The 20,906-nt window shown below is 68.3% G+C and carries 16 protein-coding genes; 9 read left to right on the forward strand and 7 right to left on the reverse strand.

The features are described from left to right. Positions 1 to 429 precede the first annotated feature (429 nt). The 5 genes from CCO03_RS07270 to CCO03_RS07290 all read left to right on the forward strand — a co-directional run bounded on the left by CCO03_RS07270 (position 430) and on the right by CCO03_RS07290 (position 5,275). Positions 430 to 831: an SMI1/KNR4 family protein gene (locus CCO03_RS07270; RefSeq protein WP_087279200.1), complete on the forward strand. Its 402-nt coding sequence runs from the start codon at positions 430 to 432 to the stop codon at positions 829 to 831. Positions 832 to 873: 42 nt separating this feature from the next. Beyond that, positions 874 to 1,773, forward strand: a complete 900-nt coding sequence (locus CCO03_RS20815; RefSeq protein ID WP_472299002.1) for a GFA family protein — start codon at positions 874 to 876, stop codon at positions 1,771 to 1,773. Positions 1,774 to 1,792: 19 nt separating this feature from the next. Then, the gene (locus tag CCO03_RS07280; protein WP_087279205.1) at positions 1,793 to 2,923 is read left to right on the forward strand and encodes an FUSC family protein; all 1,131 of its coding nucleotides are present in this window, start codon (positions 1,793 to 1,795) and stop codon (positions 2,921 to 2,923) included. 170 nt (positions 2,924 to 3,093) lie between these two features. Further along, entirely contained in the window at positions 3,094 to 3,606 is a 513-nt protein-coding gene (locus CCO03_RS07285) for a HEPN domain-containing protein (RefSeq protein WP_087279209.1), read from the forward strand. 13 nt (positions 3,607 to 3,619) lie between these two features. Then, positions 3,620 to 5,275: an ATP-binding protein gene (locus tag CCO03_RS07290; protein ID WP_236904068.1), complete on the forward strand. Its 1,656-nt coding sequence runs from the start codon at positions 3,620 to 3,622 to the stop codon at positions 5,273 to 5,275. Between the two features lie 154 nt (positions 5,276 to 5,429). Here the strand turns inward: CCO03_RS07290 and CCO03_RS07295 are convergent, their stop codons facing one another. Continuing rightward, a complete protein-coding gene (locus CCO03_RS07295) occupies positions 5,430 to 6,425 on the reverse strand; it encodes an NADPH:quinone oxidoreductase family protein (protein WP_169717459.1) in 996 nt (331 codons plus the stop codon). A 519-nt stretch (positions 6,426 to 6,944) separates the two neighbouring features. On the opposite strand from CCO03_RS07295, the gene CCO03_RS07300 reads away from it, so the two are divergent. The 3 genes from CCO03_RS07300 to CCO03_RS07310 all read left to right on the forward strand — a co-directional run bounded on the left by CCO03_RS07300 (position 6,945) and on the right by CCO03_RS07310 (position 10,056). Further along, positions 6,945 to 7,757 (forward strand): glutathione S-transferase N-terminal domain-containing protein, encoded by an 813-nt coding sequence (locus tag CCO03_RS07300; RefSeq protein ID WP_236904070.1) that lies wholly within the window; start codon positions 6,945 to 6,947, stop codon positions 7,755 to 7,757. Then, the gene (locus CCO03_RS07305) at positions 7,754 to 9,091 is read left to right on the forward strand and encodes an MFS transporter (protein ID WP_087279214.1); all 1,338 of its coding nucleotides are present in this window, start codon (positions 7,754 to 7,756) and stop codon (positions 9,089 to 9,091) included. Before CCO03_RS07300 ends, CCO03_RS07305 begins: the two co-directional genes overlap by 4 nt. A gap of 197 nt (positions 9,092 to 9,288) precedes the next feature. After that, complete coding sequence (locus tag CCO03_RS07310) at positions 9,289 to 10,056, forward strand: hypothetical protein (protein ID WP_157667552.1); 768 nt, start codon at positions 9,289 to 9,291, stop codon at positions 10,054 to 10,056. Positions 10,057 to 10,102: 46 nt separating this feature from the next. Here the strand turns inward: CCO03_RS07310 and CCO03_RS07315 are convergent, their stop codons facing one another. The 3 genes from CCO03_RS07315 to CCO03_RS07325 all read right to left on the reverse strand — a co-directional run bounded on the left by CCO03_RS07315 (position 10,103) and on the right by CCO03_RS07325 (position 15,225). After that, entirely contained in the window at positions 10,103 to 10,807 is a 705-nt protein-coding gene (locus CCO03_RS07315; RefSeq protein ID WP_087279219.1) for a Bax inhibitor-1/YccA family protein, read from the reverse strand. 384 nt (positions 10,808 to 11,191) lie between these two features. Further along, entirely contained in the window at positions 11,192 to 12,715 is a 1,524-nt protein-coding gene (locus tag CCO03_RS07320) for an FAD-dependent oxidoreductase (protein WP_087279222.1), read from the reverse strand. 209 nt (positions 12,716 to 12,924) lie between these two features. Beyond that, positions 12,925 to 15,225 (reverse strand): NADP-dependent malic enzyme, encoded by a 2,301-nt coding sequence (locus tag CCO03_RS07325; RefSeq protein WP_205690400.1) that lies wholly within the window; start codon positions 15,223 to 15,225, stop codon positions 12,925 to 12,927. Positions 15,226 to 16,047: 822 nt separating this feature from the next. Between CCO03_RS07325 and rraA the strand changes: the two genes are divergently transcribed. Then, positions 16,048 to 16,551, forward strand: a complete 504-nt coding sequence (gene rraA / locus CCO03_RS07330) for a ribonuclease E activity regulator RraA (RefSeq protein WP_087279228.1) — start codon at positions 16,048 to 16,050, stop codon at positions 16,549 to 16,551. A 254-nt stretch (positions 16,552 to 16,805) separates the two neighbouring features. Here the strand turns inward: rraA and panB are convergent, their stop codons facing one another. The 3 genes from panB to CCO03_RS07345 all read right to left on the reverse strand — a co-directional run bounded on the left by panB (position 16,806) and on the right by CCO03_RS07345 (position 20,634). Beyond that, on the reverse strand, positions 16,806 to 17,699 hold the full coding sequence (gene panB / locus CCO03_RS07335; RefSeq protein WP_087279231.1) for a 3-methyl-2-oxobutanoate hydroxymethyltransferase: 894 nt from the start codon (positions 17,697 to 17,699) through the stop codon (positions 16,806 to 16,808). A gap of 338 nt (positions 17,700 to 18,037) precedes the next feature. Next, positions 18,038 to 19,459: an MFS transporter gene (locus CCO03_RS07340; RefSeq protein ID WP_087279234.1), complete on the reverse strand. Its 1,422-nt coding sequence runs from the start codon at positions 19,457 to 19,459 to the stop codon at positions 18,038 to 18,040. Between the two features lie 497 nt (positions 19,460 to 19,956). Beyond that, positions 19,957 to 20,634, reverse strand: coding sequence for a DUF3016 domain-containing protein (locus tag CCO03_RS07345; RefSeq protein WP_087279237.1), 678 nt, complete (start codon positions 20,632 to 20,634; stop codon positions 19,957 to 19,959). Between the last annotated feature and the right edge of the window lie 272 nt (positions 20,635 to 20,906).

Consider the following 20,906-nt stretch of genomic DNA (forward strand, 5'->3'; position numbering starts at 1 on the left):
CATTCGGTTGCGAAGTCGACGTGCGCCGGCCCGGCGCCTGTGCAGGGGCTGGCCCGACGGATGCCGGTGCGGGGGCAGCGCTGTCGACACGATCAGGTGCCGCCCCAGCAGCCTCGCTCGCGTCAGGTCGCTGTGCCGACGTTGGTGCTTGAGGTGTCATCGGTGTTCAGGGGTATGCAGCCATCGCCGATTCATGATCATCGAGATTCGGTGCATACTGCATGCATGATGCCCGATGATTTCATCCTCGCCCTGCAAGCGTTGGGCTGGCAGGCGCTGCCGGCGACCCGGCCACCATGGCCTGACATCGGTGAGCCTGGGACAGACCCGAGCCCGATCTCAACGCCCACGCCAACGTTTACGGTTGCCTCTGGGCCCGAGCGCCAGCTCGAATCCCCGCATCCAGCCGATCGGCACCAGCCGCCGGGAGTGCTGCCCGCTGCACTGCACGCGTTCTGCGCCGCGCACGGCGGCCTGCAGAACCCGGCGCAGACTGTCTGGTTCTACGGCCTGGCCGACCATGCGGGCCAGTCCGACGCCGCGTTCAGCTGGGACTTTGCGCAACGCCTGAGCCTGGACGCCGCCGTGTCCGAGGCTGACACCTGGGCCGTGCGCACTTTCTGGCAAGCGCACACGCCGTTTGCCGCCTCGGTGGCGGGCGACTACGCCTACCTGGCTCTGCGCCACGATGGCGCGGTGGTCGTGGGCCAGGGGCCCGAGTTCGAGGAGTCGGCTGAGTGGCTGGCCGACTCGCTGCCGGCGTTCTTCACCGCGTTCGTCGCCCACCTGACGGGCCAGGCACGCGATGCGCGCCTGTTGGATTTCGGCTGACGGATTCCGGCTGACCGCCGCCGGCGCATGCACACTGTGGGCATGCGTTCATTCAGCCCCGAGTCCTCACCATCAGCCGCGTCGCCAACTCCGCTCTGGACGTCAGGCGCCTCAACAGCTTCGCCTGCTGGCTCGCCGAGCTTGCAGGACGGGCTTTCAGTGGCTTTGCCGGAAGGCTGGTCGGATGGGCCGTTGAAGGGGTCGCTGGGTGACGCGTCAAGCGGCTCGCCAAATGGCTTGCCCAACGGCTCGTTCACGCACTCGCTGGCGGGCTTGGCCCCAGCGCCGTCCGCCGAGCCATCCGCGCTGTCATCCGCGCAGCCGTTCGACCCGTCGTTCGACCCGTCATTCGCCGATTCACCCGCCCAGTCGTCGGCCGGTGCGTCAGCAGGCGTCGAAGGCGGGTCGGGCGCGGGGGATGGCGGAGGCGCCAGGGCGGGCAACTCAGGCGACGCGGATCGCGCGCCCGCCGAACCCACCCTTCACCAGGGCAGCTGCCTCTGCGGCGGCGTCCGCTACACGCTGCATGCCCCCATCCGGGCCGTCACGCATTGCCATTGCGGCATGTGCCAGCGCGCCCACGGTGCGGCCTTTGCCAGCTTTGGTGCGGTGCCGCTGGCGGACTTTCGCCTCGTGCAGGGCGAGGCGCTGTTGCGACAATATGCGTCGTCACCCGGCGTGGTGCGGCGCTTTTGCGGCCAGTGCGGCTCGCCCATCACCTGGCAGCGCGTGCAGGGCGAGTGGGCCGACTGGACCTGCTTCACCCTGGCCACACTGCTCACTCCGTTCAAGCCGGCCAAGCAGCGTCACGTGCACTGCGAATCGGCCCCGGCCTGGCAGGCCGCCGACCATGCCATCGGCTGCGAGGCGACCCGCCCGGCGCAGGGCAGGGCGGCCGATGGCCGTACCGCCGATGGTGCGGCCGTGGACGCCGCCGTGTGACCCAAACCCGTGAGCCTGTATGAGTCCCAACCCGAACAACGATGAACGCCAGTCCCACCATACCCCGTGGTGGTCGTGGCACCGCGTGCAGGGCCGCCTGCGCCTTGAATGGCGCGACCTGACCGAGGTCAAGCGCAGCGACCGCAGCTGGCACATGCCATTCGCGGCGGCGCTGGCCTCGGGCATTCCGCTGTTCGTGGGCGCGTTTTTCGGGCGCATGGACTTCGGCCTGCTGGCCAGCCTGGGCGGCATGGTGTTCCTCAGCCTGCCCAACTCGCCGCTGCAGCACCGCATGATGATGCTGCTCGCGGCCTCGTTCGGCATGGTGGCCAGCTTCGCCGTTGGCGCGCTCACGCAGTTCTGGCCCGCGCTCATGGTGCTGGCCCTCACGCTGATCGCCATGGTGGTCAACATGGTCTGCCGCACCTACCGCCTGGGGCCGCCGGGCAGCCTGTTCTTCATCATGGCCGCCGCCATCGCGGCCTACACGCCCGGCACGCTGGAACAGGTGCCGCTGCGCGTGGGCGTGGTCGCCATGGGCTGTCTCGTCGCCTGCCTGGTGGCCTTCGTCTACTCGCTGTACATGACGCGCGTGGCGCCGCCACCGCCCGCGCCCGAGCTGCCGGCGCCCGACTTCGATTTCGTGGTCTACGACTCGGTCGTCATCGGCGCCTTCGTCGGGCTGTCGCTGGTCGTGGCCGAGGTGCTGGGCCTGGAGCGCGCCTACTGGGTGCCCGTCAGCTGCCTGGCCGTCATCCAGGGCGCCAACCTGCGCGCGGCCTGGAGCAAGCAGGTGCACCGCATCATCGGCACCGCCGCCGGGCTGCTCATCGCCTGGGGCCTGCTCAGCCTGCCGCTCAACGTCTGGACGCTGAGCGCCATCATGATGGCGCTGTCCTTCCTCATCGAAACCCTGGTGGTGCGGCACTACGGCCTGGCCGCCACCTTCATCACGCCGCTCACCATCTTCCTGGCCGAAGCCGTGCACCTGGGCCAAAGCGACCCCACGCCCTTGATCCACGCCCGCTTCATCGACACCGTGATCGGCGCCTTCATCGGCTACCTGGGCGCCTTGCTCATCCACAACCCCCGCGTGCGCCCGGTGCTCAGCCGCTGGATGCGGGCGGTGCTGCCGAGCAGGGTGCGGTGAGGGAGTTAGGCCTCTTTCGACCTGGAGCGGCTCCTCTGAACAGGATGCTCTGGCCAGGATCTGAAAGAAAGCTTCCGCCTGCTATCTCAAAATGTATCTGCTAATCTAGACGCGCGGCACAGTGCTTGCACTGTTGCATAAGCCTCTTCTGGAATTTGACCAACGTGCCCATGCCAAGGATCACTGAAAACGAACTATTGTTGGTTTCGAAATCCAATCAGGAGACTCTGAAAGGATTTGTTCGAGGTGCCCAGCTGACCAGTCGGTCTGGCAAGACAATTCATGAATTGCAAGTGCGCGTTGCTTTGGATCGTATCAAGTTAGCGAATCTCCATCTAAGGCAAGCAGTCGCTTCTTCACGAGCGAAGCTCCCCCAGCACCGAAGCACGGTAAGCAGAGCTTATTATGCGATGTATCACGCCGCTCGGGCCGCCACATATATTTCTATCGGTGGTGACGATCACGAGCAGCACTCGGTGCTTCCGACAAAGCTCCCGGCGGACTTTCCTAATTGTGATGAGTGGAAGAATAGACTCAAGATTGCCAGACTAGAGCGCAATCGTGCAGACTACGATCCCTATCCTGCGGGTGATATGGAATTCAGCGAATCTGCCGGAGAATTGCTTCAAAACGCGCGCATACTGGTAAAGCTGGCGCGTGCTTATCTCCAATCAAAGACATAGGGAATACAGTGGTATGTCATTGGAATCGACAACGCGAAAAATAATCGAGGACGAGCTTCGAGCGGCTGGAATTCAACCAGTTTCTGTTCAGATAAGAACATTCCCAAACGAAGTAATCGCAATCATTGAGGTTGACCGAGACTATGAAGCTGCTCTGTCCGTTGCTCAGCGCATTGACGAGATACTTGATAATGGGTTTGTCACAGTTCGACAAACCAGGGCTGCGTCACTTCGTACGGAAAATTCTCGCGTATCTGGCGTACATGACGACCGAATTTCTGACCTCATTCGTTTACTCAACGCTCGTTCACGCACATCGGAAACTCAGCCCAGCTTGCGATATATTGCAGATGTGGCAGAACGGCTTAGCCTTGCGATATCGCCTCGGCATCACTTAATTTTCGGACGACGCGGAGTTGGGAAAACAGCACTGCTGCTCGAAGCAAAGCGGGTTCTGGAGTTGCAAGGATCCAACGTCCTTTGGGTGAATATGCAATCGCTTCGGTCGCTAGGCGCACCACATGCATTCCTTACTGTAGCGCTAAGGATCTGTGACTTGATACTCGGCGCCTACGCTAGCCGCCCCGATTCATCTCAAGGCCATGAATCATTAAAACTCTTGCGGGCTACGATCGAGCAACGGTTTCAGCCGAACGCCGCGTCACTAGACGATGTGGCTCTCTTGGTGCCGCAGTTGCAACAAGTGTGCGCCAGATTTTGTCTTCAATCTGGCTCGTCGCTTTTCATTTTTCTTGATGACATTCACTACGTGAAAAGTAGCGATGCCCCTAAGTTCCTAGATCTCATTCATGGGGTCACTCGTGATTGCCCAGTCTGGCTCAAGGTGGCTGGTATACAGCACCAGACTCGTTGGTTCATTCCAGACCCGCCTACTGGACTTCAGACAGGACATGATGCCGCGATCATTAACTTGGACGTGACACTGGAACAGCCAGAGAAGGCGAAAATTTTTCTCGAAAAAATTCTGCGGGGTTACGCAGAAGAAAGCAACGCGTTACCATTGAGCGGCGTTGTGAGTGCGTCGGCGATCGATAGGTTGGTACTAGCTTCCGGTGGCGTGCCGCGAGATTTCTTGACGCTCTGTGCGGCTTCACTTCAGACAGCTAGGCAACGGTCGAATGCAAAGACAGTGGGTGTTCAAGACGTCAATAATGCTGCCGGTATCATAAGCCAAACAAAGCAACAGGAACTTGAAGACGACGCTGCGGCTACCTCAGGTCGTTCAGCCATTTTGGTTGCCTCTCTGAACATCGTTAGGGACTTCTTGCTGAGTGATCAGCAAATTACTTTCTTTCGTATTGAGTTTCGCGATAAAGAATTGCATCAGGGTGAATACCGTGCATTACAAGCCCTTGCAGATCTACGAATGATTCATCTAATAAATGCGAGCCTATCGGATCCTCATCATGCTGGAAAACGGTCGGAAGTCTATCTATTAGATCTGAGTCAATACTCCGGTTCTCGTCTCAAGCAAAATCTTTACGTGTTGGATTTTGAGAAAGGCCATATGGTTCTGAAAAGGACTCGAAGTTCAGAACCCGCACGCGTGGGAGATACGGTACTAAAGTTAGTATCACTCTTGCGGCGTGCGCCAATGCTCAATTTGGACCGCCTGTCAGATTCCATTCTGCCGGCGCACGATTTATGAGAAATATTTCGCGGTAAGGGATATTCACGGCTTGCTGATCGTGCAGAGCACGCTTGCGACCGCCCGATTGCAAGGCCGGCCGAAAAGCTGCTTTTGGCCGTTTTGCTGTCGCCCAACTGCTGCCCCCGCCTCTTGGCCAGCCTGATGAGGCCACTTAGCCCATCGTGATCACCACCCGCCCGGCCAGCGCGTTGTGCTGTACGTCGGCCACGGCCTGCTGGATGTCGGCCATGGGCAATTGGCGTGCGATGCGCGGCTTGAGCTTGCCTTCGCCAAACCACTGCATGACTTCGGCCATGAGCTGCGCGGCGAGCGCGGGCTGGCGTTCGCGGCACTGGCGCATGTCCACGCCGACCAGGCTGGCGCCTTTGACGATGCTGAGGTTGGTGCCCAGCTTGCCGATGTCGCCGCTGGCGAAGCCGACCATGAGCAGGCGGCCGCCCCAGCCCAGGGTGCGGAAGGCGGTGTCGGTGGCGGCGCCGCCCACGGGGTCGACGATGACGTCGACGCCGCGCTTGCCGGCCAGGGCCTTGACTTCGTCCTTCCAGGCGTCGGTGCTGGTGTCGACCACCTCGTCGGCGCCGGCCTCGAGGGCGGCCTGGCGGCGGTCAGCGGTGCGGGCGCCGGCAATCACGCGCGCGCCCAGCAGGTGGGCGATTTCGACGGCGGCGTAGCCCACGCTGCCGGCGGCGCCCAGCACCAGCACGGTTTCACCGGCCTTGAGCTGGCCGCGTTCGCGCAGGGCATACAGCGCCGTGCAGTAGGCGGCGGGCAGGGCGCTGGCGGCCACCAGGTCGGCATCGGGCGACAGGCGGTAAGCCAGGTCCTGGTCGACCACGGCCTGGCCGGCCCAGCAGCTGCGCACCAGGCAGGCCACCTTGTCGCCGACCTGATGGCTGGTGACGCCCTCGCCAACGGCGGCCACGGTGCCTGCGCATTCGCTGCCGCCGATCCAGGGGATGGTGTCCAGCACCTGGTATTTGCCTTCGGCGCGCAGCAGGTCGACGAACGAGATGGCGCTGGCGTGCACGTCGATGAGGACCTGGCCGGGCGCTGGCTGGGGCGGGGGCACGTCGTCCAGCGTGACGCGGGGCGGGGTGGCGAATTCGTGGATGCGCAGGGCTTTCATGGGCGGGGGCAGTGCGGTCAAGGGGTGGATGAAACGGCGGTGGTGCGTCTGCCAACATGGGCAGGGGTATCTGCGCATGGCCGTTCAATGTCAAACGGGCATGTGAACATACTCCTGAATGCATGGGCCTCGAGTGCCAATGCACTGGGCGCGCTGCCGGGTTGCTGGCGTGGGGCACGGTTCACGGCTGCACCGCGGCGGCTGCTCGGCTTGCGGCGATCCGGTCCATCGTCCAGCGCGGCCTGACCCGATTGCAAGCCGGTCGCAAGCCGGTCGCGGGCGGTCCGCACACCTGAATTCCACGTGTCGTGTGGCTGCCCGCTGTGCCGGTCCGCCGCGATGCGGTTGGCCATGCATGCGTCGCCCACTCTAGGGGCCGCGTCGCTGGCGCGCAGCCACCTGGGCGTCTTGCCACGGCGGGCGGCGCGAATCGCCACGAGGCCCGCAGGGCGGTGCGGTGGTCGGCGTGGCGCTGCTCGGGCCTGGGCCACAATCGCCGCTTTGCCTGCCATGCCGGTCGTTCGGGGCCGTGCCACCGCCATGACCGCTTTGCCCGTGCTGTACAGCTTTCGCCGTTGCCCCTATGCGATGCGCGCGCGCTGGGCGCTGTGGGTGGCGGGTCAGGCGGTCGAGCACCGCGAGATCCTGCTGCGCGACAAGCCCGCCGCGCTGTTGCAGGCCTCGCCCAAGGGCACGGTGCCGGTGCTGGTGCTGCCCGATGGCACGGTGATCGACGAAAGCCTGGCGGTGATGCGCTGGGCGCTGGCGCGTCATGACCCCGAGCAGTGGCTGCAGCCCGAGCGCGAATCATTGGTCGCGATGCTGGACAGCATCGCCGACTGCCAGACGCGCTTCAAGCCCCACCTGGACCGCAGCAAGTACCCGCAGCGCCATGCCGACGAGCTGCGCGCCTGGGCCGCGCGTGACGGTGCGGTGGCGACCGCCGTGGCGGAGTCTGATCCACGGGCGGGTGCGCCATGGGGTTCGCCAGCGGGCTCGGCGCACGCGCCCGGGCTGGTCGGGCCCGAGTTCGGAACCGAGCGCCATGCCGCCGTGCTGGCCGCCTACGTGGCGGCGCAGCACGCCTTGGCCGGCGCCTACCTGCAAGCCCTGAACGCACGCCTGGACGAGGGCGGCGCCCACCTGTTTGGCGAGCGCCCGGCATTGGCCGACTTCGCCATCGCACCCTTTGTGCGCCAGTACGCCGCGGTGGATGCGGCGCGGTGGGCGAGCGGCCCCTGGCCGGCGCTGCGAGCCTGGCTGGCGGGCCTGCTGGCGCGGCCCGAATTCGAGTGGGCGGTGATGCGCAAAGTGCCCGTCTGGCAGGCACCCACCTCGGGAGCCGCGACATGAGCGCAGCCGATTCACCCGCCCGTCCGGCATCTGACGCAGCCGCGCCGGCCCGTGCTGCCGGGCCGGATGCCGGGCCCCCCGAGGGCGCCGCGTTGAAGACGAGCGGCGCGAGCGCACCAGGCGCGCCTGCGGGCGGTGCGGCCACCTCCTCGGGGGTGCCGGCACTGGCGGTCGCAGCGCTGTCGTTCGCGGCCTTCCTCAGCGGCACCTCGCTGCGCCTGACCGATGCGCTGCTGCCGCGGTTGGGCGGCGAGTTCGGCATGGACCTGGCGCAGGTGGCCCGCGTGGTGACGCTGTTCGCCGTGGCCTATGGCGTGGCGCAGCTGCTGTTCGGGCCGCTGGGCGACCGCTTCGGCAAGTACCGCGTCGTGGCCTGGGCCTGCGTGGCCTCGGTGCTGACCACGCTGAGTTGCGCGCTGGCGCCGGGATTTCAGACCTTGGCGCTGGGGCGGCTGCTGGCCGGGGCCACGACGGCGGCCATCATCCCGCTGTCCATGGCCTGGATTGGCGACAACGTGCCCTATGAACAACGCCAGCCGGTGCTGGCGCGCTTTCTGCTCGGGCAGATCCTGGGGGTGTCGGCGGGCGTGTGGCTGGGGGGCTTTGCCGCCGATCACCTGAGCTGGCGCACGCCGTTCGTGCTGATCGCGGCCTGTTTCGCGCTGGCCAGCGTGCTGTTGTTCTGGCAGCACCGGCGTTTGCGGCCCCAAGCCCCCGTGGCCTCGGAGGCGCAGGGATTCGTGGTCGCGCGCATGGCGCGCGAATTCGGCCAGGTGCTGGCCAAGCCCTGGGCGCGCGTGGTGCTGCTGGCGGTGTTCCTGGAGGGCGCCTGCCTGTATGGCGTGTTTGCCTTCGTGGCCACCCATCTGCACCACACCTTCGGTCTGTCGCTGTCCACGGCCGGCAGCATGGTGATGCTGTTCGGCTTTGGCGGCGTGTTGTACGCCGTGGCCTCGCCGTGGCTGGTGCCGCGCCTGGGCGAGGTGGGGCTGATCCGCGTGGGCGGCGTGCTGATGGCGGTGTCGCTGGGGCTGGTCGCCCTGGCGCCGCTGTGGTGGTGGGCCATGCCGGCCTGCTTCGTCACCGGCCTGGGCTTTTACATGATGCACAACACGCTGCAGATCAACGCCACGCAAATGGCGCCCGAGCGGCGCGGCGCGGCGGTGTCGGCCTTTGCCTCGTGCTTTTTCATGGGCCAGGCGCTGGGCGTGGCCACGGCGGGGCGGCTGGTGGCGCAGTGGGGCTCGGCGCAGGTGATGCTGGCCGGGGCCACCGGCGTGCTGGGGGTGTCGCTGCTGTTCGCCTGGCGACGGGCCCGGCGCGGCCCGGCGTGAGCACGCGATGGGGGGCGCTGTCCGCAACGCTTGCCTCACGACCGATTCACGCAGGCCTGCGGTGTGCGCCGTGGCGCACAGTCGCATGAAGTCACCCAAAAGCCGCTGTGTTGCGCGATGATGCGTCGCAGCCGGGGCTGAACCCGGCCTCCGCCGCCGGATCCGGTGGGGGCTGTGAACCGATTGCGAGGACGACGATGAATTGGATGGCCGAACACCTGTTGAAGGGGCTGATGGCGCTTGCCCTGGTGTGCAGCGCGGGGGCTGTGAAGGCCCAGGGGCTGTTGTTTGAGCCCGGCGTGGTGAATTTTCCCAACACCGTGGCGGGCAGCACGTCGAGTGAGGTGACCATCACGGTGACCAACTTCGACCCGATGCCTGTGACGGTCACGGCCATCATCCCGCCAGCGAACACCGCCTTTGCCGTGACTCACGACTGCCCCGTTGGCAGCTACGCGCCGTTTGCGACTTGTCAGGTGCGGGTGACGTTCACGGCTCCGATGGCGGCCGGCCCGGTCAACGACGTGTTCCGTTTTCAGGCCTTGACCTATGGCGACCTGGACATCCGTTTGAACGGGGCGTCCGATGGGGTGCCGCTCACGCCGCAAACCATCACCTTCACCAGCACAGCGCCCGCGGCCACCGTGGGCTCGACCTATGCGGTCACGGCCACGGGCGGCGGCTCGGGCAACCCCGTGGTCTTCAGCATCGATCCGGCGTCTGACGCGGTCTGCACCGTCAATGGCAGCACCGTCAGCTTCATCGGGGTGGGCGATTGCACCATCCAGGCCAACCAGGCCGGCAACGCCACGTTCGAGGCGGCGCCTCAAGTTCAACAGGTGGTGACGGTGTCGGCCGCGCCGCCCGCGGCGCCGAAGGCCGTGCCCTCGTCGACCGCGTGGGGCCTGGGGCTGCTGGCGCTGGGGATGGCGGCGGGCCTGGTCTGGCGCAGGCCGCGCGCCTGAGAGGCCTTCAGGCCTGGCGCGGGCCTGAAGGTGGACGGACTGGCGGTCAGTCGCGGTTGGTGAGCGACAGCAGTAGCTGCAGCACGTACCAGAACAGCAGTGCGATCGAGGCGAACAGGTGCAGGGCCGCACCCACGGGCCGGTTGGTGGGGTAGTCGTGGATGATGCGTGCGGTGTCGTACAGCACGCAGCCGCCAGCGAACAGGATCATCAGGCCCGAGAACCACACGCCCAGCTTGAAGCCGAAGATCACGGCCGAGACGATGGTGCCCAGGGCGACGAAGCCGCCCACCTTGAGGATGCCGCCCAGGAACGAGAAATCGCTCTTCGAGGTGAAGGCGGTGTAGGTCAGGCCCGCCACCAGCAGCAGCGTGATCAGGGCCGCGGCGCCAATCGCCTCGGGGGCGATCAGCATCGCCAGGCCCATCAGCGGCATGAAGATCAGCGACTCGGCCACCACGTAGCCGCCCAGGGCCAGCATCTGCTTGCTCGGGTCATCCGAGGTGTCGGCGATCTTGGTGGCCAACCAGGCCACCACCATGAACGCGCCCAGCACCGCCAGCCAGGCATATTTGCCGCTGCCCGCCAGCAGCTTGGCCGCCTGCAGCGACAAGCCCGAGACGATGAACAGCCCGGACAGCACGGCAAACGCCAGGATGGCGATGCCCAGGTGCTTGTAGGTGGCGATCAGGAAATTGCGGCGCGCCTGCGGCTCGCCGGCATGCATCTGGGGGGACAGGACCGTGCTCATGAAACTCCTCCGGAAAATGGGCTGCGTCAGCCTCGGACATGGGGGTGGGGCCTGTGGCGCAGGCCGTCCACCCTCGGCACTACACAGTCTGACTGTACCTGGGGATGCCTGCGGCACGCCACGGGCCGGGCTATTGGGCCGGTGCCGGGGCGGGCCTTGGCGTGGCCGCGGGGGCCTTTGCGACCTCGCGAAATCGCGGCGATCACCTCAGGCTTTGAGTCTCAGGGCAAAAAAGGTCAATGGAGTATGGTTTCGTTGCCGATGTTTGGTCATCGGATGCTGCAGCATACTGCTTGGTGTTGGCCCGATCGAACGTCACCAGCACGACCTGCGCCCGCAGGCGCGTCACCATCGGCACGGTTCACCCGGCCCGCACCCAGCGGCTCAGCGCATCGGGCGAGGCAACTGGGCCACCAGCAGGCGCCAGGGGCTGCGGCCGGTGAGCTGCGACGCGATGGCGGCGCGCAGCGGGGGCAGGCGGCGCGCGCCTTGCAGCACGGCCTGGCGCAGCAAGCGCGGCAGGGGCCGGGCGTCGGTGAACAGGCCGACCACGGCATTGGTGCCCTGGTAGATCGGCCAGGCGTGGCGGTGCTGGCCGCGGGCGTAGGGCGCGAGCGCCTGCGCCGTGCCCCAGTCCCGCCCGGCCCGACGTGCGGCCACGATGGCCGCGGTCAGCCGCTCGACCCCGGCCAGGCCCAGGTTGAAGCCATGCGCGGTGACCGGGTGCATGCCCACGGCGGCATCGCCCAGCAGCGCAAAGCGCGGGCCGGCCAGGCGGTGCGCGTAGGTGGCCAGCAGCGGGTAGGTGTGGCGTTGGCCCACCAGGGCCATGGGCCCGAGCCGCTGCCGGAAGTGGCCTTGCACCTCGGCGGCGAAGGCCTGCTCATCGAGCGCCATCAAACGGGCGGCATCGGCGTTGTCCGTGGTGACCACGGCAGAGCAATGGTGGGCGCTGGCTTGGGCCTCGGCCTCGGTTGTGGTCTCGGCGCCCGCCGGCAGCGGCAGGATGGCCAGCGTGCGTTCCCAGCCAAAGCACTCGTGCGCGACCTCGTTGTGGGGCAGCGCATGGCGCATGCGGCAGACGATGACGGTGCGGCCGAAGTCGCGCATCTGCGCGCCCACGCCGAGCAGGCGCCGCATGGCGGACATGCGGCTGTCGGCTGCGACGAGCAGGGGCGCACGCAGGTGCTGTGTATCCGTGGTGGGTCCGCTGGTGGGTGAGGGGGCCGACGCACTCGCGCCCCTGTTCACGTTCGCGTCCGGGCGGAAGCGGTCCTGGGGCCCGGCGTAGCCGGTGTTGCAGGTGAACTGCAGCGCCGCGTGCGTGTCGTGCACCTGCACCTGGCTCACGCGGGCGCCGGTGATCAGGCGCAGGCCGGTGCCTGGGTCGGCCGCCAGCTCGGACGCCACCTGCCAGGCCGTGCGGCGCAGCGCGTGGTTGGGCACGATGCGGCCCAGCGCGTCCAGGCCGTGGTCGGCGGCGCCCGTGTCGCCAGCGCCAGGGTCGGCAGAACCCTTGCCGGCCGCACCGCTGGCGGCCGAACCCCTGCCAGCCGAACCCCTGCTGGTTGCGCCGCTGCCAGTCGCTCCAGGGCCGGCCGAGCCGGCGGCGTCGATGTCCAGCGTGGGGCGCCAGCCCACGGGGCCATCGTGCACCACGGCCTGGCGGATGTGGCCGCATTCGTGCGCCTGCAGGTGTTGCCAGGTGCCCAGGCGGGTCAGCGTGGCCACGCTGGGCAGGGTCAGGGCGATTTCCCGGCCGTCGGGCGCGGGCCGGGCCAGCTGGGCCTCGGGCTGCTGTTCGAGCACCGTGGTGCGCAGGCCGGCCCGGGTCAGTGAGATGGCGAGCGAGAGGCCGGCCGGCCCCGCACCCACGATGAGGACGTCGGCATGCGCGGTGGCGGTCATGGTGTGGCAATGTGTGGTTGGGTGGATGAATTGAAAACGGAGTATCAACCTGCTGTCGTTGATTGAACAACGGCAACAGGCTGATACTCCGTGCTGGCTGGCGCTCTTGCGCGCTGGCTGGCTGGCTGGCGGCACCGGTCTGCGGTGCCGGGCTTCAGCGCGTGCCCGTGATCGCGTGGCGCCGCGATCGTCGGCACGCGCTGCGGGCGTCAGCGGCGGCGCAGGGCCTCGGCTTCGGCCACGGCCAGGGCCGTCATGTTGACCAGGCGGCGCACCGTGGCCGACGGGGTCAGCACGTGCGCGGGCTTGGCCGTGCCCATGAGCACCGGACCCACGGTGACGCCATGGCCGATGGTCATCTTCATGACGTTGAACAGGATGTTGGCGGCGTCCAGGTTGGGGCAGACCAGCAGGTTGGCTTCGCCGCTGAGCGTGCTGTTGGGTACGTTCAGGCTGCGGATGGCTTCGGACAGGGCGCTGTCGCCGTGCATTTCGCCGTCGCACTCGACCTCGGGCTCCAGGTCGCGGAACAGCTCGCGTGCCTCGCGCACCTTGATGGCCGAAGGGCGCTTGGACGAGCCGAAGTTCGAGTGCGACAGGAAGGCGACCTTGGGCGGCACGCCGAAGTTGCGCACCTCGTGGGCGGCCATCTGGGCGATGTGGGCCAGCTCCTCGGCCGTGGGGTTTTCGTGCACGTAGGTGTCGGTGATGAACAGCGTGCGGTCTTCGGCCAGCAGCACGTTCAGCGTCGCGAAGTCGAAGTGGCCGGGCTGCAGGCCGATCACGTCCTTGATGTGCGAGAGGTGCTGGTCAAAGCGGCCCAGCGTGCCGCACAGCATGGTGTCGGCATCGCCGATGTGCACCATCAGCGCCGCGATGATGGTGGTCGAGCGGCGCACGGCGGCCTTGGCGGCCTCGACCGACACGCCGTTGCGGCTCATCAGGCCGTGGTAGGTCTCCCAGTACTGGCGGAAGCGCGGATCGTCCTCGGGGTCGCAGATCTCGACGTCCTTGCCGGGTTTGATGCGCAGGCCGGCCTTGGCGATGCGGGCCTCGATCACGTTGGGGCGGCCGATGAGGATGGGGTGGGCCAGGCCGTCGTCCACGGCGATCTGCGCCGCGCGCAGCACGCGCTCGTCCTCGCCTTCGGCAAAGGCCACGCGCTTGTGGGCCGCCGGGGCTTGGCGGGCCGTCATGTAGATGGGCTGCATCAGCATGCCCGTCTGGTGCACGAACTGGTCCAGGCTCTCGGTGTAGGCCTTGAGGTCGGCGATGGGGCGGGTGGCCACGCCGGACTCGGCGGCGGCCTTGGCCACGGCGGGTGCGATGCGCGTGATCAGGCGCGGGTCGAACGGCGTGGGGATGATGTAGTCCGGGCCGAACGTCATCTCCAGGCCTTGGTAGGCGGCGGCGACTTCGGCGCTGGGCTCGGCCTTGGCCAGTGCGGCGATCTCGCGCACGCAGGCGATCTTCATCTCGTCGGTGATCTTGGTGGCGCCGCAATCGAGCGCGCCGCGGAAGATGTAGGGGAAGCACAGGACGTTGTTGACCTGGTTCGGGTAGTCCGAGCGGCCCGTGGCCATGATGCAGTCCGGCCGCGCGGCCTTGGCGACCTCGGGGCGGATCTCGGGTTCGGGGTTGGCCAGCGCCAGGATGATGGGCTTGTCGGCCATGGTCTTGACCATGTCGCCCGTCAGCACGCCCGGGGCCGAGCAGCCCAGGAACACGTCGGCGTCCTTGACGACATCGGCGAGCGTGCGCGCGCCGGTGTCGGGCTGGGCGTAGCGGGCCTTGGACTCGTCGAAGCCACCCGGGCGGCCTTCGTAGATCAGGCCCTTGGAGTCGCAGGCGAACACGTTCTCGCGTTTGACGCCCAGGCTCACCATCACGTCCAGGCAGGCGATGGCGGCGGCGCCCGCGCCCGACACGGTGATCTTCACCTCACCGATCTGCTTGTTCACCAGCTCCAGCCCGTTGAGCAGGGCCGCGCTCGAGATGATGGCCGTGCCGTGCTGGTCGTCGTGGAAGACCGGGATGTTCATGCGCTCGGACAGCTTGCGCTCGATGTAGAAGCACTCGGGCGCCTTGATGTCTTCGAGGTTGATGCCGCCCAGCGTGGGCTCCAGGCTGGCGATGATGTCGACCAGTTTGTCGGGGTCGCGCTCGGCCAGTTCGATGTCGAACACGTCGACGCCGGCGAATTTTTTGAACAGGCAGCCTTTGCCCTCCATCACCGGTTTGCCGGCCAGCGGGCCGATGTCGCCCAGGCCCAGCACGGCCGTGCCGTTGGTCACCACGCCCACCAGGTTGCCGCGTGCCGTGAAGTCGTAGGCCTTGCTGGGGTCGGCCTGGATGTCCAGGCAGGGGTAGGCCACGCCAGGCGAATAGGCCAGCGAGAGGTCGCGCTGGTTCGACAGGGGCTTGGTGGGCGTGACCGAGATCTTGCCCCGCGTGGGGTTGCGGTGGTATTCGCGTGCAGCATCGCTCAGCTGCTGCTCGGCGGCATTCATGGGTTTGGACAAGGCTGTCTCCTGAACTGGCTCTAAAGGGTGAATCGTTGCATGGGCGCTGCCGCAAGGCGCTTGAGGCGTGCCGCGCACCAGGGTGCTGCAACACGTGGGACTAGCATACCCCAGCCAACCAGCCGTTTTGCCACGCGGCGCGCCCGGCCGGACACATGCGCGCAGACCACGCTGGGAAGGCGCCCACTGCTGCGCGGGCTCGCTGTGCCGGGGCCGCGCCAGCCGTTGTGCGGGCTGCTGTGAAGTCGTGTCACGGGCCGACCATGGCCTGCTGTGCAACGTATTTTTGGGAGGAGGGCCAGCGCAAGGACCCGCGCGCAGGCATCCGGGCCTGCGCAAGCCGAACCAGAGCCGCCGAAGGGCGAACGGCGAAGTGGTGTGTGACCAGCCCATGGCGCCGCGGGCCACGTTCGGCGTCGAGCGAACGGCCCGCTGCCATGTGCGCTGGGGGCCATTGCGTCGTTTTGGCATGCGCTGCCTGAGCCGGTTGGCGAGGCGATGGACATTCATGGCCATCGACACGGACACCCGCCCATGCGTTCACCCATGCGGGCCGGGTAGCGCAGCGGCGGGCGGATCATCTGCGGGCGTCGCCATGCCGAGCCGCCCTGAGCCTGGCCAGCGGCCATCCGCTCACGGGGTGTCCGGAGCGGGCCCGCGGATGCAGCCGGCACCGGCGCGGCTTTCTATACTTCGCCGGCGGTGGCGGCCGACTGGCACAGCCGGGTCCACCGCCCGTTTTTCGGCCCGACCGGGCGCGCCTTGCCGGCGCCGACCTGGCCGGGCGTGCTCGATGTTTCAGGAGTTCCCATGAGTCAACCCCGCTTTTCCACCTGCGACCTGTGCGACACCCACGAAGGCGACGTCAGCGGCGCCTTCCGCGTGCTGGCGCCCGGCTACCACAGCTACGGCGGCGTGCGCCACTTCTTTGGTCCGGCCGTGGTCCTGCGCGCGCTGGAGGACAACTCCAAGGTGCGAGATCTGCTGGCCACGCCGGGTGGCGGGCGCGTGCTGGTGGTCGATGGCGGCGGCTCGATGCGCCGCGCGCTGGTGGGCGGCAACCTGGCCGTGAACGGCGCCAAGAACGGCTGGGCCGGCATCGTGGTGCACGGCTGCGTGCGCGACGTGGCGGAGCTGCGCGCGGCCGACATCGGCATCCGCGCGCTGGGCACCCACCCCATGCGCACGGCCAAGCTCGGCACCGGCGAGGTGGACGTGCCGGTCCAGATCGGCGGCGTGTTCGTGCGCCCCGGCGACTGGGTCTATGCCGATGACGATGGCATCGTCATCAGCGACCGCGCTCTGCACGCGTGATGGGGTATGGCCTGGTTGCCGTTTGTTTGAGAACGGCAATCCAGGAATACTGCCAATTTTGAAAGGCTGAGTAGGATGCCGGTTTGGGCAGCGCCATGCCAAGGTGTCGCCGCCCGCCCCAGCGTTGCACAAGGGCGTGCAGGCAGACTGCGCGCGTCCCCTATCTAACGCTGCCCGAGCGCGGCAGGCCACCTGAACAGCCCACGCCTGCGCGCACGCGGGTTCAGCCCCGCGTGCGTCGCGCGCCGCTCCGGTCACCAGGCGTGCTGGGCGTCCACCGGAAAGCTGCCGTCCTTCACGGCACGCACGTAGGCTTCCATGGCTTCGCGCACGCCGCCTGCGCCTTCCATGAAGTTGCGCACGAACTTGGGGTTCTTGCCCAGGTTGATGCCCAGCATGTCGTGCATGACCAGCACCTGGCCGGCCGTGCCCTTGCCGGCCCCGATGCCGATGGTGGCGCAATGCGGCAGCTCCAGCGTCAGCTGGGCCGAGAGCTCGGCCGGCACCATCTCCAGCACCAGCATGGTGGCGCCCGCGTCCTGCAGGGCCAGCGCTTCTTCGCGCAGGCGCGCGGCGCTGTCGCCCCGACCCTGCACCCGGTAGCCGCCCAGGGCGTGCACGGTCTGCGGCGTCAGCCCGAGGTGGGCGCAGATCGGGATGCCACGGTCGACCAGGAAGCGCACGGTGTCCGTGGTCCAGCCGCCGCCTTCGAGCTTGATCATGTGCGCGCCGGCCTGCAGCAGCACGGTGGCGCTGGCCAGCGCCTGCTCGCGCGATTGCTGGTAACTGCCAAATGGCAGGTCGGCAATCAGCCAGGTGGTGCCCTGCACGCGGTGCAGGCCGCGCGACACGCTTTCGGTGTGGTAACGCATGGTTTCCAGCGTCACGCCCACGGTGCTGGGCAGGCCCTGGCACACCATGCCCAGCGAGTCGCCGACGAGGATGCAGTCGACACCGGCGGCGTCGGCCATGGCAGCAAAGGTGGCGTCGTAGGCCGTCAGCATGGCGATCTTTTCGCCGCGTGCGTGCATGTCGGCCAGACGCGGCAGGCTCACGGGCTTGCGGGTGGCCGGCAGGCTGGCGGGCGGCAGGCTGCCGTACGGACTGCCTTCGGGGGCGGTGAGCGTGGGGGCGGAAGAGGTCGTCATGCAGGTCCTTCAAACGGGCCAGGCCGGTGGCGCGAGCGGGGCTTGCCCAGTGCAAGCCTCATTGGCGAGCCCATGGGCAGCCTTGGGTGAACCTCGCGGCTCGCCTGGCGGGATGGCGGGTCTGCGGCAAGGCCACAGGCGAAACGGGCGCGAGTGTGCCGGCTGCGGGCGCCGCTGTCCACTGTCTGCACGACATGGCGGGCACCCGGCCCGCGTGCAGGCCCCCTCTGGGGCCACGTCGCTCGGTGTCCGCTCGTCGCCAGCGGGTGGCAGCAACGCCCTGGTGCTGCCCGGCCTGCTGCGGTCGCGTGGCCCAGGTGAACCACGCCAACCCTGCGTCAAGCCGGCTGGCCGGGCCGAGGCCTGGCCCACACGCGGTACAGCAGCGCCACGCCCACGGCCAGCAGGCCGAGGTAGGCCAGTCCGGCGGCGTAGCCCGCGCGCACGGGCGCCGCAAAGAACAGCACCCCGATCAAGGCCACGCCCAGGGCATTGCCCAGCTGCTGCGTGGACGCCAGCACCCCGGCGGCGACCCCAGCGTGCTGCGGCGGCAGGCCGGCCAGCACCGCCGAGACCAGCGGGGCCATCACCAGGCCCAGACCCAGGCCTTGCAGCAGCAGGCTGGGCCACAGCGAATGCACGCCGCCGGGCCAGGGCGTGAGCACCGCGGCGATGCCGAGCGCGTGGCCACCGGCCAGGATGAGGGCGCCCCAGCCGATCGGCGGGTGACCCAGGCGCCGGGACAGCGCGGGCGCCGCCAGCGAGGCCAGGAAGAACACGCCGGCCATGGCCCCGAACACGGCCGCGCCCGCCAGGGCCGACAGGCCCAGGCCCTCCTGCAGGAACTGCGTCAACACGAAGTAGAACGCGGCATTGCCGGCGTAGAACGCCAGCGTCATGCCCAGCCCCAGGCCGAAACTGGGCGCCGCGAGCAGGCTGGGCGGCAGCACCGGGTGGCCGCCGCGGCTGGCCAGGGCGCGCTGCTGCCGCAGCAGGATGACCAGCCCGGGCACCACCAGGGCGAGGCAGACCCAGGTCCAGGCGGGCCAACCGTGCTCGCGGCCCTGCACCAGCGGCAGCAGCACCAGCGTGATGAGCAGGCCCACGCCGCCCGCACCCATGCCATCGAGCCGGGCCTGGCCGCTGCCGGGCAGCGCCGGCAGGCCGCGCCGCAGCAGCGCCAGCACCACCAAGCCCACGGGCAAGTTGATGAGGAAGCACGCGCGCCAGCCCAGGCCCGCGGGGTTCCACTGCATCAGCAGCGCGCCCAGCACCTGGCCCAGCGCCGCCCCCAGGCCCAGCACCACGCCGTAGGCCGCATAGGCCTTGGCCCGGCGCTCACCGGTGAACAGCTCGCCCAGCATGGCCAGCACCTGCGGCTGGATGAGGGCGCCCGCGAGACCCTGCGCCACGCGCGCGGCCACCAGCGTGGGGCCGTCCGGTGCCAGCCCGCAGGCCAGCGAGGCCAGGCTGAACGCGGCGATGCCCAGCGCGTACAGGCGCCGGCGGCCGTAGAGGTCGCCCAGGCGTCCGCCGGTCACCAGCCCGGCGGCATTGCCCAGGCCGTAGCCGGCGACCACCCATTGCAGGGCGGCGTTGCTGGCCTTCAGCTCGTGCTGCAGCGCGGGCAGCATCACGTTCACGATGAAGAAGTCCAGCGTGACCATGAGCGTGCCGGCCAGCAGCAGGGCCAGGGCCAGCGCCCGGGACGATGAGGGGGCACGAGGCCAGGCGAGGGGGGCGGTGGTCGGTACAGGCATGGCACCGATTCTTGAGGCCTCCGGTCGCTTTGCCCATGACCTGGGAGGTCATGGCAGGGTGTTCAGCGCCCGCGCACGCGGCCAAGCCGTGGCGTTTGCACGCCGTGCACCAAGCACCAAGCGACCTCGGCCAGCTGAAGGCCGAGCCCCAGGGGCGCCTCGTGAACGGCATGACTTGGAAGGCCGATGCCTGCGCAGCATGGCCTCGGCGCCGCTGAGGGGGTGAGGGTGGCAGGCCATCGTCGGTCGGCTGACGGCCCAAGCCGCTGCGCGGCCATCGGGCAAGTCGCAGGAACATCCCGGCCGTGGCCGGTGCCCGCCTGGCCGGGCGTCGGCCGCACGCCAGCGATGCACGGCAGGTGCAAGGTCTCGCCGCCGGCTGCCGCGACCGCCAGATCATCCGGCCCGCCGCCAGGCCCCGCGTCACAGAGACCCGCCTGCCGATGACGCCCGCAAGCGAGTTCAACCACAGAGCGGTCAGCCTGACCCCTGGCCGGTCAGCGCGCAGGCGGTGCCTCGGGCAGGTCCTGGCGCAGCCAGGTGTCGAGCAGCGTCTTTTCGTGGCGCAGCGGGTCGCTGGGGTAGCCGTCGGCACGGGCCAGGAAGGCGTTGTCGCGCAGCTCGCGGTGACCGGCCTGCAACGTCTGGCCGTCGGCGGCCAGGCGCTTGAACGCCAGGGCGATGCGAGGCGGGTAGATGTCGCGCACGATGCGCACATCGGCCTGCGGCCCGCGCCAGGGCTCGAAGCCGCCCGCGCGTTGCACCTCGGTGATGCGCACCTCCAGCCGCTGGCCGACCGGCAACCGGGCGGCGGCGCGCTGGGCCAGGTGCTCGCCGAGCGCGGTCACCCAGGCCAGGCGGGCGCGATCGGTCTCGGCCGGGGCGTTGCGTTCGCGGTCGAAGCGCAAGGGCTGCTCGAACTGCACGCGAACCGGGCCTTCGGTCACGGTCAGGGTGGCGGCATCGGTGGCGATGGCACGGTCCGGCTTGCGGGACAGGGGCTCCTGGACACAGCCCGCCAGCAGGCCCAGGCTCAGGCTGGTGACGAGCAGCAGACCGGGCAGGCGCCGCGTTCTGCGGTGCGCGCTGGCCGAACGGCCCGGCGTGCGCAGGGCACGGCCGGTTGCTGCGTCGGCACAGGGGACGGTGTGCGGCGGTGGGGCGGGAATGGACATGGCAAGGCTCCTCTCGAACGAAGAAGTGGAGTATGGAGGGGTGGTCGATGACATCCAAATGACCTTGACTTGGTACTGCTGATGACAGGGATTTGATGCCATCGCCCGCATCGCAGCCCTGTAGCCCTGTGCGCCACGGCCACCACCGCAGCCATGTAGGCTGAGCCAACCCAGCACCTGGGGCCAACGGCCACCACCGTAAACCGGTGTGAAGCGGCTTGGTCTTGCGCCACGCGGGTTCGCTGCCGCTTGCCCGGTGCGCCGTGCCAGGC

This window comes from Comamonas serinivorans (genome assembly GCF_002158865.1).
Lineage (GTDB): Bacteria > Pseudomonadota > Gammaproteobacteria > Burkholderiales > Burkholderiaceae_C > Comamonas_E > Comamonas_E serinivorans.

Excerpts from the sequence above, each read along its gene's own strand:
- CCO03_RS20815 (WP_472299002.1), top strand. The coding sequence starts at position 874 with ATGCGTTCATTCAGCCCCGAGTCCTCACCATCAGCCGCGTCGCCAACT.
- CCO03_RS07280 (WP_087279205.1), top strand. The coding sequence starts at position 1,793 with ATGAGTCCCAACCCGAACAACGATGAACGCCAGTCCCACCATACCCCG.
- CCO03_RS07285 (WP_087279209.1), top strand. The coding sequence starts at position 3,094 with ATGCCAAGGATCACTGAAAACGAACTATTGTTGGTTTCGAAATCCAAT.
- CCO03_RS07290 (WP_236904068.1), top strand. The coding sequence starts at position 3,620 with ATGTCATTGGAATCGACAACGCGAAAAATAATCGAGGACGAGCTTCGA.
- CCO03_RS07300 (WP_236904070.1), top strand. The coding sequence starts at position 6,945 with ATGACCGCTTTGCCCGTGCTGTACAGCTTTCGCCGTTGCCCCTATGCG.
- CCO03_RS07305 (WP_087279214.1), top strand. The coding sequence starts at position 7,754 with ATGAGCGCAGCCGATTCACCCGCCCGTCCGGCATCTGACGCAGCCGCG.
- CCO03_RS07310 (WP_157667552.1), top strand. The coding sequence starts at position 9,289 with ATGAATTGGATGGCCGAACACCTGTTGAAGGGGCTGATGGCGCTTGCC.
- CCO03_RS07315 (WP_087279219.1), bottom strand. The coding sequence starts at position 10,807 with ATGAGCACGGTCCTGTCCCCCCAGATGCATGCCGGCGAGCCGCAGGCG.
- CCO03_RS07320 (WP_087279222.1), bottom strand. The coding sequence starts at position 12,715 with ATGACCGCCACCGCGCATGCCGACGTCCTCATCGTGGGTGCGGGGCCG.
- CCO03_RS07325 (WP_205690400.1), bottom strand. The coding sequence starts at position 15,225 with ATGAATGCCGCCGAGCAGCAGCTGAGCGATGCTGCACGCGAATACCAC.
- rraA (WP_087279228.1), top strand. The coding sequence starts at position 16,048 with ATGAGTCAACCCCGCTTTTCCACCTGCGACCTGTGCGACACCCACGAA.
- panB (WP_087279231.1), bottom strand. The coding sequence starts at position 17,699 with ATGACGACCTCTTCCGCCCCCACGCTCACCGCCCCCGAAGGCAGTCCG.
- CCO03_RS07340 (WP_087279234.1), bottom strand. The coding sequence starts at position 19,459 with ATGCCTGTACCGACCACCGCCCCCCTCGCCTGGCCTCGTGCCCCCTCA.
- CCO03_RS07345 (WP_087279237.1), bottom strand. The coding sequence starts at position 20,634 with ATGTCCATTCCCGCCCCACCGCCGCACACCGTCCCCTGTGCCGACGCA.